Annotated in this window: 12 protein-coding genes and 1 pseudogene; 7 read left to right on the plus strand and 6 right to left on the minus strand. The window is 70.4% G+C overall.

The features are described from left to right. The first annotated feature begins 182 nt into the window (after positions 1 to 182). Positions 183 to 1,373 carry a saccharopine dehydrogenase family protein gene (locus ACIREO_RS08580; protein WP_404106663.1) on the plus strand — a complete coding sequence of 397 codons (1,191 nt, stop codon included), beginning with the start codon at positions 183 to 185 and terminating at the stop codon, positions 1,371 to 1,373. Positions 1,374 to 1,403: 30 nt separating this feature from the next. On the opposite strand, the gene mmpA is transcribed toward ACIREO_RS08580, so the two are convergent. Together mmpA and ACIREO_RS08590 are read right to left on the minus strand one after the other, a co-directional pair. Next, on the minus strand, positions 1,404 to 1,550 hold the full coding sequence (gene mmpA, locus ACIREO_RS08585; RefSeq protein ID WP_404106664.1) for a morphogenic membrane protein MmpA: 147 nt from the start codon (positions 1,548 to 1,550) through the stop codon (positions 1,404 to 1,406). 87 nt (positions 1,551 to 1,637) lie between these two features. Beyond that, positions 1,638 to 2,315: an endonuclease V gene (locus tag ACIREO_RS08590; protein ID WP_404106666.1), complete on the minus strand. Its 678-nt coding sequence runs from the start codon at positions 2,313 to 2,315 to the stop codon at positions 1,638 to 1,640. Positions 2,316 to 2,351: 36 nt separating this feature from the next. On the opposite strand from ACIREO_RS08590, the gene ACIREO_RS08595 reads away from it, so the two are divergent. Further along, the gene (locus ACIREO_RS08595; RefSeq protein WP_404106667.1) at positions 2,352 to 2,651 is read left to right on the plus strand and encodes a YciI family protein; all 300 of its coding nucleotides are present in this window, start codon (positions 2,352 to 2,354) and stop codon (positions 2,649 to 2,651) included. A 5-nt stretch (positions 2,652 to 2,656) separates the two neighbouring features. Here ACIREO_RS08595 and ACIREO_RS08600 read toward each other — a convergent pair whose 3' ends face one another. Further along, the gene (locus ACIREO_RS08600) at positions 2,657 to 3,742 is read right to left on the minus strand and encodes a WD40/YVTN/BNR-like repeat-containing protein (protein ID WP_404106669.1); all 1,086 of its coding nucleotides are present in this window, start codon (positions 3,740 to 3,742) and stop codon (positions 2,657 to 2,659) included. 184 nt (positions 3,743 to 3,926) lie between these two features. On the opposite strand from ACIREO_RS08600, the gene ACIREO_RS08605 reads away from it, so the two are divergent. The 4 genes from ACIREO_RS08605 to ACIREO_RS08620 all read left to right on the plus strand — a co-directional run bounded on the left by ACIREO_RS08605 (position 3,927) and on the right by ACIREO_RS08620 (position 8,395). Further along, complete coding sequence (locus tag ACIREO_RS08605; protein WP_404106670.1) at positions 3,927 to 4,343, plus strand: SsgA family sporulation/cell division regulator; 417 nt, start codon at positions 3,927 to 3,929, stop codon at positions 4,341 to 4,343. Positions 4,344 to 4,579: 236 nt separating this feature from the next. After that, on the plus strand, positions 4,580 to 6,226 hold the full coding sequence (locus tag ACIREO_RS08610; RefSeq protein ID WP_404106671.1) for an ABC-F family ATP-binding cassette domain-containing protein: 1,647 nt from the start codon (positions 4,580 to 4,582) through the stop codon (positions 6,224 to 6,226). A 154-nt stretch (positions 6,227 to 6,380) separates the two neighbouring features. Further along, positions 6,381 to 7,358 (plus strand): acyl-ACP desaturase, encoded by a 978-nt coding sequence (locus ACIREO_RS08615; RefSeq protein WP_404106672.1) that lies wholly within the window; start codon positions 6,381 to 6,383, stop codon positions 7,356 to 7,358. A gap of 167 nt (positions 7,359 to 7,525) precedes the next feature. Continuing rightward, a complete protein-coding gene (locus ACIREO_RS08620) occupies positions 7,526 to 8,395 on the plus strand; it encodes a chitosanase (protein WP_404106779.1) in 870 nt (289 codons plus the stop codon). A gap of 27 nt (positions 8,396 to 8,422) precedes the next feature. Here the strand turns inward: ACIREO_RS08620 and ACIREO_RS08625 are convergent, their stop codons facing one another. Together ACIREO_RS08625 and ACIREO_RS08630 are read right to left on the minus strand one after the other, a co-directional pair. Continuing rightward, entirely contained in the window at positions 8,423 to 8,680 is a 258-nt protein-coding gene (locus tag ACIREO_RS08625; RefSeq protein ID WP_404106673.1) for a WhiB family transcriptional regulator, read from the minus strand. Between the two features lie 110 nt (positions 8,681 to 8,790). Further along, positions 8,791 to 9,582, minus strand: coding sequence for a VOC family protein (locus ACIREO_RS08630; RefSeq protein ID WP_404106674.1), 792 nt, complete (start codon positions 9,580 to 9,582; stop codon positions 8,791 to 8,793). Between the two features lie 197 nt (positions 9,583 to 9,779). On the opposite strand from ACIREO_RS08630, the pseudogene ACIREO_RS08635 reads away from it, so the two are divergent. Next, positions 9,780 to 11,946: pseudogene (locus tag ACIREO_RS08635) on the plus strand (DEAD/DEAH box helicase). Between the two features lies 1 nt (position 11,947). On the opposite strand, the gene ACIREO_RS08640 reads toward ACIREO_RS08635, so the two are convergent. After that, a complete protein-coding gene (locus tag ACIREO_RS08640) occupies positions 11,948 to 12,937 on the minus strand; it encodes a multicopper oxidase domain-containing protein (RefSeq protein ID WP_404106675.1) in 990 nt (329 codons plus the stop codon). Positions 12,938 to 13,140 lie beyond the last annotated feature (203 nt).

A 13,140-nucleotide genomic window follows, 5' to 3' on the forward strand; every position in this document is an offset into this window, starting at 1 on the left:
ACTGATGTAACATCGATGATGCTAAGAACGGACCGCGCTCGGCACAACCCTTTTGGCCGAGCAAGCGCTTAGTCTTTGCCTTCGGATCCTCTCGCATCGAAGCCCGCCCGGCCGCACGGCACGACAAACGCCTCCGCTACCCTCTGCCTGCTACATCGGCGCCGGCCCGTGCGGAGGCACTCATGAACAGGCAGAACGGGGCAGAACGCCCTTATGACGTGGTCCTTTTCGGAGCCACCGGCTTCGTGGGTGCGCTCACGGCCGAATATCTCGCCGCCCACGCGCCGGACGGCTGCCGCTGGGCCCTGGCGGGCCGCAGCCGCAGCAAGCTGGAACAGCTGCGCGAGCGCCTTGCCGGGCGGCACCCGCGCTGTGCGGACCTGCCTCTCCTCACGGCCGACGCGGACGACGCCGACGCCCTGCGCGCACTGGCCGAGTCCTCACACGTGGTGGCCTCGACGGTCGGACCGTACGTCCGGTACGGCGAAAAGCTCGTCGCCGCCTGCGCGGAGGCCGGGACCGACTACACCGACCTCACGGGAGAGGCCGAGTTCGTCGACCGGATGTACCTGGAGCATGACGCCCGGGCCCGCGAGACGGGTGCGCGCCTGGTGCACGCCTGCGGTTTTGACTCCGTACCGCATGACCTCGGCGTCTACTTCACCGTCCAGCAGCTCCCCGAGGGCGTGCCGCTGACCGTAGACGGCTATGTGCGCACCAACGCGGCTCCCTCCGGCGGTACGTTCGCCTCGACACTCACCGCGATGGGCCGCGGCCCGCAGATGATGAGGGCGGCGCGGGAACGACGCCTGCACGAGCCGCGCCTGGTCGGCCGCAGGGCCCGCGCCCCTCAGGGAGCTCCGCATTTCAGCCCGGAGACCGGCACCTGGGCGCTGCCGCTGCCGACCCTGGACCCCCGTGTCGTGGAGCGGTCCGCGCGAGGGCTGGAGCGTTACGGCCCTGACTTCCGCTACCGGCACTTCGCCTCGGTCAAGCACCTGCCGGTGGCGCTCGGCGGCACGGCGGCGGTGGGGTTGCTGGCGGGGGCCGCCCAGATCCCCGCGGCGCGCAACTGGCTGTCCGCCCGGGTCGAACCGGGCACGGGCCCCGGCGAGGAGCGCAGGAGGCGCAGCTGGTTCACGGTCCGCTTCATCGGGGAGGGCGGCGGCCGGCGGGTCTACACCGAGGTGTCGGGCGGCGACCCGGGCTACGACGAGACGGCGAGGATGCTGGCCGAAGCGGCTCTGGCGCTCGCCCTCGACGACCTGCCGGCGACGTCGGGTCAGGTCACGACGGCCGTGGCGATGGGCGATGCGCTGCTGGAGCGGCTGAAGGCGGCCGGGCTGCGCTTCCGGGTGGCGGCGGTGCGCTGAGCCCCGGAGAGGTTCCGCCGGCGTCCCGGGTCAGAGCATCCAGGACGCCAGCGTGACAACCATGGACACGGCCCAGCCGGCGCCCGCGAGGACGCCCAGGGTCATGCCCACGGCGACACCGCGCTGGGAGAGACGTATGGTTCCGGTGCTCATCTGAGGCGTCTGCTGGTCGATCATGTGTACCAGCCTGCCCCTGATATTCGACAAGCAACATCCGTATTTGTACTCAGACGGCAACAGATCCCCGGGGCAGGGTGGCCTCGGTCAGCCGATCGCTTCCTTCAGAGCGGACCGGCACAGCGCGTCGGCCTCGCGCGTGGTCTCCGGCTGGCGGAAGTCGCGGGCCATCGCGAGCGTGTGGGCGCAGGCGTTGTCCAGGCCGGTGCGGTGGCCGACGGAGACGAAGACGGGTTTCGTGGCGTCCTGCGTGCGCAGGGCCCGGCCCACTTCCTCGTCCCCGTCCATGAGCGGGGTGAAGTCACCGCGCCGGGAGCCGGGTTGTCCGTAGCTGAAGGTGAAGGGGTTCTTCGCCACGCCGATGACCGGCAGGCCGGTGAGGACGCCGAGATGACTGGCGAGCCCGAACCTGCGCGGGTGGGCTCGTCCGTAGCCGTCGCAGACGACGAGCCCCGGGTCCACCGGCAGTCCCTCCAACGCCGCCAGGACAGCCGGGATCTCCCGGAAGGCCAGGAGGCCGGGGATGTACGGAAACGTCACGCGGCCTTCGGCGGTGGACCGGGCGATCACCTCAAGAGTCGCCGCGTCCAGGACGACGGCGGCCGCCACGACGAGATCGCGCGCGTCGTCATAGGCGACGTCGACACCGGTGACCCGGCCGGTCCCCGGAGGTGGGCCGGGCTCGTCCAGCACCACGCGTGTGCGCAACGCGTCCTGGACGGCGCGGGCTTCGGCCTCGTCGGCGGGCATCCGGAAAGTCGTCATGGCGGGTCAGTCTAGGCAGCCGGTAGCCTGCCGATCATGTTCGTACTCGAGTTGACCTACACCGCACCGGTCGGGCACGTCGACGCCCTCATGACGGAGCACGTCGCCTGGCTGGAGAAGCAGTACGCGGCCGGGGTGTTCATCGCTTCGGGACGTAAGAACCCCCGCGACGGCGGTGTGATCCTGGCGGTGGGCGACGACCGTGCCGTGATCGAGAGGATCGCCGCATCGGACCCCTTCGCGGCACAGGAGGTGTGTGCCTACCGGATCACGGAGTTCCTCGCGACGAAGACCTCGGACGCGCTCGCGCCGTACCGGCAGCAGCTGCCCGGCTGACCCCGCTACCGCAGCCGCGCCACCCGCCCCTGCTCGCCCGCGGCCCAGCAGCCGCCGTCCGGGGCGCAGTCGACCGTGTCGTACGAGCCGGTGTCCACGGTCCGCCAGGTGCGCCCGCCGTCCCGGGTGACGTCGGTGCCCGTCGGCCCCACGGCCAGCGCCGACCTCCGGCTGTGCGGCAGCCAGGCGACGCCCGACCTGTAGGCCGGCGGCGGGGTGGCCGCGCTCCGCCAGCTCCGGCCCCCGTCCCCGGTGACGGACGCCGCGTCCGGCGAGGCCGCGCCCGCCCGGTAGTCGCCGCCGACCGCGATGCCGTGCGTGCGGTCCCGGAAGGCGAGGCCGAACACGCCACGCGCCGGATCCCCCGCCGGGATCAGCGCCCCGGATCGGGTCCAGGTCAGGCCCCGGTCGGCGGAGTGCAGCACCCTGGCGGACGAGGCGCCTCCGGTGGCGAGCCAGACGTCCCTGCCACCCGAACTGACGAGACACTGGCCGCTCGCCGCGAATCCGGCCTCGCCGGGCTGCGCCGCCGGCATCCCGGCGTCGGGCAGCACCCGCCAGTTGCGCCCGCCGTCCGAGGTCGACAGGATGCGGAACCTCCCGTCCACCGGATCGCTCATCGCGAGGCCGTGACGGCTGTCGAAGAAGGTCAGGCAGTCGTAGAAGGCGCGGGCGTCGGTGTTGCGGAAGGACTCCGACCAGGTCGCGCCCCCGTCCTCGGTACGGAAGACCCGGGACGCCTCACCCTCGCCGATGGCCAGAGCGACCGCCCGTCGCCGGTCGAAGGCCTCGATGTCACGGAACTCCAGCCCGGCCGCGCCGTCCGGCGAGACATCGCGCCAGTGGCGTCCCCCGTCCGTGGTACGCAGCACCGTGCCCCCGGAGCCCGCGACCCAGGCGGCGTCGCGGCCCACGGCGGCGAGGCCGCGGAAGCGCGCGTCCGCGCCCGTCGCGGTGGGCGCCCATTCGGGCTTCCGGTCCTGGTGTCCGGCCGGTGTGGCCTGCGCCGACGGTGCGGCCAGTGCGGCGGCCACCGCCGCTCCGCACAGCACCGGTGCGATCAGCCGTCTCGTCTTTCCCATGGCCCTCATGGCGCTGGAAGCTAACCCACCGGTGGACGCGCGTCCAGGGTGCGCCGCGCCGGACGGGGCAGTTGATCAGAGGGAGGCACGGGCGGTGACGCAGCTCACGCCCCCCGCCGGTGCACGGATGAAGGCGTTCCGTCGTCTACTCCAATGCCGGGAACCGTTCTTCCGAGGCGAGAGGGAGCAGGTCTTGTCCAGCGTTATCGAGCAGTCCGTGCAGGCCCGTATGGTCGCGTCCGCGCCGCGTATGGAGACTCTGCCCGCCACACTGCACTACGACCGCAAGGACCCCTTCGCCGTCCGCATGGCGTTCCCGGCACCGGCGACCCTCGAAGGCACCGAGGTGTCCTGGGAGTTCTCCCGTGAGCTGCTCGCCACCGGCATGGACGCGCCGGCCGGCCTCGGTGACGTGCGGGTACGGCCGTTCGGGTACGACCGTACGGTGCTGGAGTTCCACGCCGTCGAGGGCATCGCGATGGTCCATGTCCGGACGTCCGAGCTGCGGCGCTTCCTGAAGCGTGCGCAGGAGCTGGTGCCGGTGGGGGACGAGTACCGCTTCATGGATCTGGACGGCGGTCTGAGCGATCTGCTGGGCGGGCCCGCCTGAGGCGTCCCCCGGCGTGAACGCCCGAGACCGCGGGCCGGCCCGAATTCGGTTGCGCGGCGACGCGGCCTGCTCGTAGCGTCATGGGCGTTCCTGCTGTCGTCGGATCGGAGAAGGACGTTGCTCCACATCTGAGGTGTCCGCATGCCGTACCGCGTGCCCTGCCGCACGTGTGCCCCTGCGTGACCCCGATGTCCGAGCCGTTCTCCGTGATTCTTCGACGCAGCCGGGAGACCCTTGTGCCTGCACCCACCACACATATCCACTGCACATCCCTCTCGTTCACATGGCCCGACGGGAGCGAGGTCTTCCATGACTTCCAGCTGGCCGTCGGGCCCGGCCGCACGGGGCTGATCGGCCTCAACGGCTGCGGGAAGTCGACCCTGTTGCGACTGATCGCCGGCGAGCTCACGCCGACAGCCGGACACATCGGAACGGCCGGGGACATCGGCTACCTCCCCCAGGACCTCGTCCTGGACACCGCTCTGCGGGTGGAGGAGGTCCTGGGGGTCGCCACGACACGCGCGGCGCTCCACGCCATCGAGGCAGGTGACTCCCGCGAGGAGCACTTCGCCGCGGTCGGGGACGACTGGGACGTCGAGGAGCGCAGCCGCGCCGTGCTCGACCAGCTGGGTCTGTCCGACATCGGTCTCGACCGGACCGTCGGCGAGCTGTCCGGCGGCGAGTGCGTGCTGCTGCGCCTGGCCGCGCTGCTGCTGGCACGCCCCTCCGTCCTGCTGCTCGACGAGCCGACGAACAACCTCGACCTGTACGCCCGTGAGCGGCTGTACGACGCCGTCGACGCCTGGAAGAAGGTGCTGGTCGTGGTCAGTCACGACCGGGAGCTGCTGGAACGGGTGGACCGGATCGCCGATCTCCGCGACGGCGAGGTCACCTGGTACGGCGGCAGCCTGTCGGCGTACGAGCAGGCGCTGGCCGTGGAGCAGGAGGCGGCGGGGCGGATGGTGCGGGTCGCCGAGGCCGACGTACGGCGGCAGAAGCGCGAACTCGCAGCCGCCCACGTCAAGCTGGCCCGGCGCAAGCGGTACGGGCAGAAGATGTGGGACACCAAACGCGAACCCAAGGCCGTGATGGGCCAGCGCAAGCAGACCGCCCAGGAATCGGCCGGCAAACACCGCATCATGCACACCGAACGGCTGGCGGACGCGGAGGACCGTCTCGACGAGGCGGTCGACGCGGTACGGGACGACGAGGCGATCCGGATCGAACTGCCGCACACCCAGGTACATCCGGGCAGCGGGGTGCTCTTGCTCCGGGACCTCGAACTGGCCTACGGGGCCCGGGTGCCGGGTGAGTGGGATCTGCGCGGTCCGGAGCGGATCGCACTGATCGGCCGCAACGGCGCGGGGAAGACGACGCTGCTGCGCACGATCGCGGGAGAGCTGGATCCGGTGTCCGGCGAGGCGGCCGTCCAGGTGCCGGTGGGTTTCCTGCCGCAGCGTCTCGACGTCCTCGACGACACGCTGTCCCTGGTGGACAACGTGGCACGCGCAGCACCGGGCACCACGGACAACGGCATCCGGGCGAGGCTGGCACACTTCCTCTTCAAGGGCGGGCGTGCGGACCGTCCTGCCGGGACACTCTCGGGCGGCGAACGCTTCCGGGCGACGCTGGCGGCGCTGCTGCTCACCGAACCGGCTCCCCGGTTGCTGATGCTGGACGAGCCGACGAACAGCCTCGATCTGTCCGGTGTGCACCGGCTGACGTCTGCGCTGGCGGCGTACCGGGGCGCGCTGATCGTGGCGAGCCACGACATGCCGTTCCTGGAGTCGCTGGGGATCACCCGGTGGCTGCTGCTGGACGCGGGCGGGCTCCGGGACATCGCCCCCGGACAGCTCCCGGGGATCGGGGACAGGGACGCCTGACTTGCCCCCCAGGATACGTCGGTGACCTGCATGGATAGCATTATGTGAGCGCGCACCACGAGGACCGGGCTTGGCTGCGGCCTTACTGCCGCCTTAACCTACGGTCACGTAACCTACGAAGCCGTAGGTAATTCTCCCGTCCCCAGGAGCCCCCGTGACGATCACCTCTCCCCACACCGGCAGTTCGAAGGCGTGGACCGACGCCCAGCTGCTGTACGCGCTGGAAGAGGTGGTGGAGAAGGAACTCAACCGCCATCTCAAGGTCGCCAAGGACTGGATGCCGCACGAGTACGTGCCGTTCTCCGACGGCCGTAACTTCCCCGGAATCTTCGAGGACGGGGAGTCGTGGGAGACCGGCCAGTCCAAGGTCACCGACATCGGACGCATCGCGCTCGTCGTGAATCTGCTGACCGAGGACAACCTCCCCAGCTACCACCACGAGATCGCCTCCCTCTTCGGCCGTGACGGCGCCTGGGGCACCTGGGTGCACCGCTGGACCGCGGAGGAGGGCCGGCACGGCATCGTGATGCGCGACTACCTGCTCACCTCGCGCGCCGTGGACCCGGACAAGCTGGAGCAGTTCCGCATGGCGCACATGGCGGAGGGCTTCGAGTCCGACAACCGCCACTCCATGCTGCACTCCGTGGCGTACGTCGCGTTCCAGGAGCTCGCGACCCGTGTCTCGCACCGCAACACCGGCCACCAGTCGGGCGACCCCGTCTGCGACCGGATGCTGGCCCGGATCGCGACCGACGAGAACCTGCACATGGTCTTCTACCGCAACCTTCTGGGCGCGGCCTTCGAACTCGCCCCGGACCTCACGATGCAGTCCGTGCGCGACGTCGTCGTCAACTTCCGGATGCCCGGCCACGGCATGCCCGGCTTCGAGCGGGCCGCCGCGCAGATGGCGATCGGCGAGATCTACAACATGCGCATCCACCACGACGACGTGATCCAGCCAGTCCTGCGGTACCTGAAGGTCCTCGACATCGACGGCCTCGGCCCGGAGGGCCTCAAGGCTCAGGAGGAGCTCGGGCTGTACATGAGCGGCCTGGACAGCGAGGCGTCGAAGTTCGACGAGAAGCTGGCGGCCCGCAGGGCGCGCATGGCGATCCGCGCCGCACAGGGCTGACCGGCCCGGCTCCGCAGGAATCCGCCCGGCCGGGCTCGGGATCCGCTCCCCGACACCCGCCGGACAGTGGCGGCGCACGCGTCATGCGTGCGCCGCCGTTCCGTGTTCAAAACATGGAGGGGCTGCCCCCATAGCTTCACAGAACGTACTCTGTGCCGGTGAAGCCTGTGACACGTCTTGTTCTCTTCGGTGCACCGATAGCCATCGTCGTATCGATCCTGTTCAGTGGGGGCGACTCCGAACCCCCCACGATCACCCAGCAGGCGACCGACGCGGACAAGCACGCCGCCGAGGCCGACGATCAGGCCGAGGAGATCGACGCGCTGCCGCCCGGCCTCGCCGCTCCGGCGATGAAGGAGACCGCATCCCGGCTGGTGGCCAGTGCGGAGGCGTCCACCCTGGACTGGCGCAGCCAGTACGGGGCGATCGAGGACGTCGGCGACGGCACCGGCTACACCGCCGGGATCATCGGCTTCTGCTCGGGTACGAACGACATGCTGCAACTGGTCGAGGCGTACACCGAGGACCATCCGGACAATCCGCTGGCCTCGTTCCTCCCCGCCCTGCGCGCGGTGGACGGAACCGATTCGCACGAGGGTCTGGATCCCGGTTTCACCGACGCCTGGCACCGGGCGGCGGAGGACCCCGCTTTCCGGGAGGCCCAGGACGCGACGCGCGACAAGCTGTACTTCGAGCCGGCGGTCCGGCTGGCGAAGATGGACGGCCTCGGCACCCTGGGACAGTTCATCTACTACGACGCGATGGTCCTCCACGGGCCCGGTGTCGAGGCGGACGGCTTCTACGGGATCCGCGACGCCGCGATGGCGGCGGCCGACACGGCCTCGGAGGGCGGTGACGAGAAGGCGTATCTCGATGCCTTCCTCGACGAGAGCCGGTCCGCGATCAAGGCCCGGAGGATGCAGCGCGACACGACCCGGATCGACACGGCGCAGCGGGTGTTCCTGCGTGAGGGCAATCTCGGGCTGAAGAAGCCGCTGGTGTGGCAGGTGTACGGCGAGACCTTCCGGATCACGTGACAGGAACGGTTTCGCGCCTGCCGGCGTTCAGCCGCGGTCGGGCCGGCCTCTGCGCAGCCGTTCCCGCTCCTTCTCGGAGAGCCCGCCCCAGACACCGAAGCGCTCGTCATGGGTGAGTGCGTACTCCAGGCAGGCCACCCGGCCCTCGCACGCGTTGCACAGCTGCTTGGCCTCGCGGGTGGAGCTGCCCGGCGCCGGGAAGAAGAACTCGGGCCCGGCCTGCGCGCACAACGCGGTCTCCTGCCAGGCGAGCTCGTCGGAGTCGGTCATGGTGTTGATCGGCATGCGACACAGGCTGCCCTGTCGCGATAAACAAGTGATCAACGATTGTTCAACGGCGGGGCCGGACGAGGCCCTCCCCGTCTCGTCCCGCGTCCTGTCCGGCCCGGTCCGTCCTACTGCATAGGAGCCGGCTTGATCACCGCGAAGGCCGCACCCGCGGGATCGGTGAAGGTGGCGATCCGCCCGACCTCGGGCACGTCCGTGGCGGCCATGGTGACCCGGCCGCCCAGCCGCTCGGCGCCGGCCACCGCCGCATCGGTGTCGTCCACGGCGAAGTAGGGCAGCCAGTGCGGCCCCGCCTCGGCCTGGCTGGGCACCGCGTCGACGGGCACGATCCCTCCGAAATAGGATTCGACGCCCTCACCGCCGGCGGGGCGGATCATCGTGTAGGAACCGCTGGGGTACGACATGTCCTCGGTCTGCCATCCGAAGACGGTGTGGAAGAACGCGGCCGCAGCGGGGACGTCCGGGGTGTACAGCTCGGCCCAGATCAGCGCACCGGGCTCCATGATCATGCCGAGGCCGGTGTTCGTACCGGGCTGCCAGACGCCGAAATAGGCTCCGGTGCTGTCCGTGAAGCCGCCCATGCGCCCGTAGTCGAGCACGTCCATCGGAGGAAACGCGGCAGTGCCTCCTGCCTTCTCGACCGTCCGCGCGGTCGCGTCGGCGTCAGGGGTCTGGAAGTAGACCGACCAGGCGGGCTTCCCCTGGTCCTCCGGCACGGTCATGGCACCTGCGACGGTCCTGCCCCGCAGCTGGTACATCCCGTAGCCGCCGGTCTCGGGACCGCCTGCCACCAGTTCCCAGCCGAAGAGGCCGTTGTAGAAAGTGGTCGCCGCGTCGAGGTCGGGGGTCCCGAGATCGATCCAGTTGGGGGCGCCGGTGACGAAAGCTGGGTCGAGCATGGTGTGCTCCTTCAACGAGTTCCGTTGTCTCACTCGCCTTGTCGGACAGGGAGGATGCCGCGTTCCTCCGAGTCTTGCACCAGGTACTGACAACCGCAGTTCGCGCCGTGCCGTGCGGGACCACGCGGGGCCCGTGGGACGATGAACCCGGTCGTGGCGGGGCCGCGGAGGCGGGAACAGAAGGACGTAGAAGACACATGACGCAGGCCGGGCCCACCGGAAGAGCCGCACGTGAACTGCTCACCAACGCCCAGGCGCTCGCCGGGACAGCCCGCGCGGTCCTGGACGATCACCGCGGTGCCGTCGAGGCCGCGCACACCTCGCTCGCCCCCCGTGCTGGACTCCCTCGTCGCCCTCGAACTGGCCTCCATCCCCGTCTCCCGGCTGGCGGACGTCACGGAGGGCCGGCTGCGGCTCGGCGCGCTGGAACAGGCGGGGTACGCGACGGTCGGCCGGGTCCATGGAGCCGGGCGTTACGAGCTCCGCCAGATCCCAGGTGTCGGTGCGCAGACCGCGGACCAGGCGCTGGCCGCCGCGCTGCAGATCGCACACGCGGTCCGGGACACCGTCGCCGTACGGATAGACGTGGACGCGTCGGACACGACGACGAACACGCTGCTCGTCTCCCTGCACCGGCTGGTGACCGCCGGGCCCGACGTGCGCCGGGCGGTCGATGCCGCCCGGCTTCTGACCGCGGAACTGGAACCGCTGCTGGTGGCGGCGGCACCCGCGCGGAGCCGGCTGCGGATGCTGTTCTCGGGACGTGCGGCCAGGACCGGGGCTCCCGCCGCCGCAGCCTCCGTAGGCGCGGTGGCGCGGGACGCGGACTCACGCGGACTTCGGACACTGTTCGGGCAGGTCTCCGTCGACCTGCTGCGGGATCCCGCCTCGGAGGCGGAGGCCTGGGTCGACTTCGAACTGCGCTCGGCCGAGTACTACAGCCTGCTCGCCGAACTGTCCGGCAGCGGACCCGACCGGGACGCGGCAGAGGGGTTCCTGCCTGCCGGGATCGCCGACCGGGTCCGCGGGCTGCGGCTCGACGACACCTGTCTGCGGGTCTCGTTGCGCGGTTACCAGTCCTTCGGGGCGCGCTTCGCGCTGGCCCAGAAGCGGGTGATCCTGGGGGACGAGATGGGACTGGGCAAGACCGTGCAGGCCATCGCCGCGCTGGCCCATCTGGCGGCCGGGGGCGAGACCCACTTCCTGGTCGTGTGCCCGGCGAGTGTCCTGATCAACTGGCGGCGGGAGGTCACCGCACGGTCCACCCTGCGCGCCGTGCCGGTGCACGGTCCCGAGCGGCAGGGGGCGTTCGGGGAGTGGTGCGAGCGGGGCGGGGTCGCCCTGACCACCTTCGACGCGCTGCACACGCTGCCGGACGGCCAGGGGTCGGGGGTCAGGCCCGGCATGGTGGTGGTGGACGAGGCGCATTTCGTGAAGAACCCCGCGACGCGGCGCTCCCGGGCCGTGAGCGGCTGGACACGGCACAGTGAGAGGGCGCTGTTCCTCACCGGCACCCCGATGGAGAACCGGGTCGAGGAGTTCCGGAGTCTGGTGCGGCAGCTGCGGCCCGAGCTGGCACCGCTCGTGACCTCCACCCACGGCGTCGCCGGCTCGCACGCGTTCCGCAGGGCCGTCGCCCCCGCCTATCTGCGCCGGAACCAGGAGGACGTGCTGGGGGAACTCCCGGCTCTGGTGCAGGCCGACGAGTGGGAGGAGTTCTCTCCCGCCGACCTCGAGGCGTACCACGAGGCGGTCGGCTCGGGGCACTTCATGCGGATGCGCCGCGCGGCTTACGCCCGTCCCGAGACGTCGGCGAAACTCAACCGGCTGCGCGAACTCGTCGCGGAGGCCGAGGCCAACGGGCTCAAGGTCGTGGTGTTCTCGTACTTCCGTGAGGTGCTGCGGACCGTCCAGGACGCCCTGGGTGACACGGTGTTCGGCCCGGTTTCCGGCGGGATCCCGGCCGAGCGCCGGCAGGGCCTTGTCGACTCGTTCAGCGCGGTGGACGGGCACGCGGTGCTGCTGAGCCAGATACAGGCAGGCGGTATCGGTCTCAACATCCAGGCGGCATCGGTGGTCATCCTGTGCGAGCCGCAGATCAAGCCGACGATGGAGCACCAGGCGGTGGCCAGGGCCCACCGTATGGGACAGATACGGACCGTCCGGGTCCACCGGCTCCTCGCGGCGGACAGTGTGGACCAGCGGATGCTGGACATCCTGGCGCGCAAGGACCGGCTCTTCGACGCGTACGCGCGCCGCAGCGATGTCGCCGAGGCGACGCCCGACGCCATCGACGTGTCGGACGGGGCGCTCGCCCGGCGCATCGTCGAGGAGGAGCAGCAGCGGATGGCGGCAGGCGTATGACTCAGTGCGCGTGTGCGCCGGCCGCACCCGCCGCGTGGTGCGGCGGGTCGTAGCCCGGGACCGTGCCGTCCGCCTTGGCGACGAGCAGCAGACCGGCCATTCCCTGGTCCGAGTGGCTCTGGACATGGCAGTGGTACATCCAGGCGCCGGCTCCCACGTGTTCGCCCGCGATGATCTGGAAGCCGAAGGAGTCGGCTGGTCCGCAGATCTTGGTGTCGACGACACGGCTGGGGTCGTCGGGGCCGGTGAGCAGCCCGGTCCTGTTGTCCGCCCAGCGGTGCCCGTGGATGTGGAACGTGTGGTAGTACTCGCCGTGCGTGATCATCACGACTTCGACCCGGTCGCCCACGGTCGCCTCGAAGTTCGGGCTCGCGTCGGCGGCCTTGTTGTTGATGGTCATGTCGTTGAAGACGATCGTGATCGTCTTGTCCGGCAGGACATCTCCCTTGCGGCGTACGACGAGCGGCCCGTACAGGCCCTTGCGGATGCCGCCCGTGCCGTGGTCCGTGCCGACGACGTGGTCGTGGTAGTGCCAGTAGCCGGCGCTTCCCGCCTGCCAGGTGCCGTCCTTGCGGCGGCCCGGTGCGTGGGTGCGCCAGGTGTACGTGCGGGTGCCGCCCGGTTCGACGTGGCTGCGGTTCATGCGGGTGCCGTCGCTCGCGATGTCGTAGTCGACGCCGTGGACATGGAGGCTGGCGTCGACGTCCGTGGTGTTCTCGAACTCGATGTGCAGCGTGTCGCCCTCGGTGACCTCTATGAGCGGCCCGGGGATCGACGCCTTGCCCTTCTCGAAGCCGTATCCGAGCTGGCCGTCCGCCAGCTTCTCCGCGTACAGCTTGAGATGGCGTACGACTCCTCCCGCCGGGGCGGTCTTCGCGGGGTTCTCGGCGGAGGTGGCCTGCACGGCGCCGAGTGACATCGATGTCACGCCAGTGGCCGCCGCCACTCCCCCGCCGACCAGCATCCGGCGGTTGAAGGTCCTTCGGTCCATGTCGAACTCCCCACTGCGAGACGGAAACTGACGCGCTGCTCCCCTGGACGGCCCACACGGTAGCCGGGGGACGTTGGTTTATCCACACTCAGGACAAAGTTCGTTCGATTGCTGCCATACCTATTGGCGAGCCACGAAAAGAGGTCTAGCTTCGTGCGCTGTCGCAGTGACCACAGAGGTGCGGTGACGAGAGAAGTGACCGG

The sequence above is a fragment of the Streptomyces sp. NPDC102441 genome, from assembly GCF_044765585.1.
Classification (GTDB): domain Bacteria; phylum Actinomycetota; class Actinomycetes; order Streptomycetales; family Streptomycetaceae; genus Streptomyces.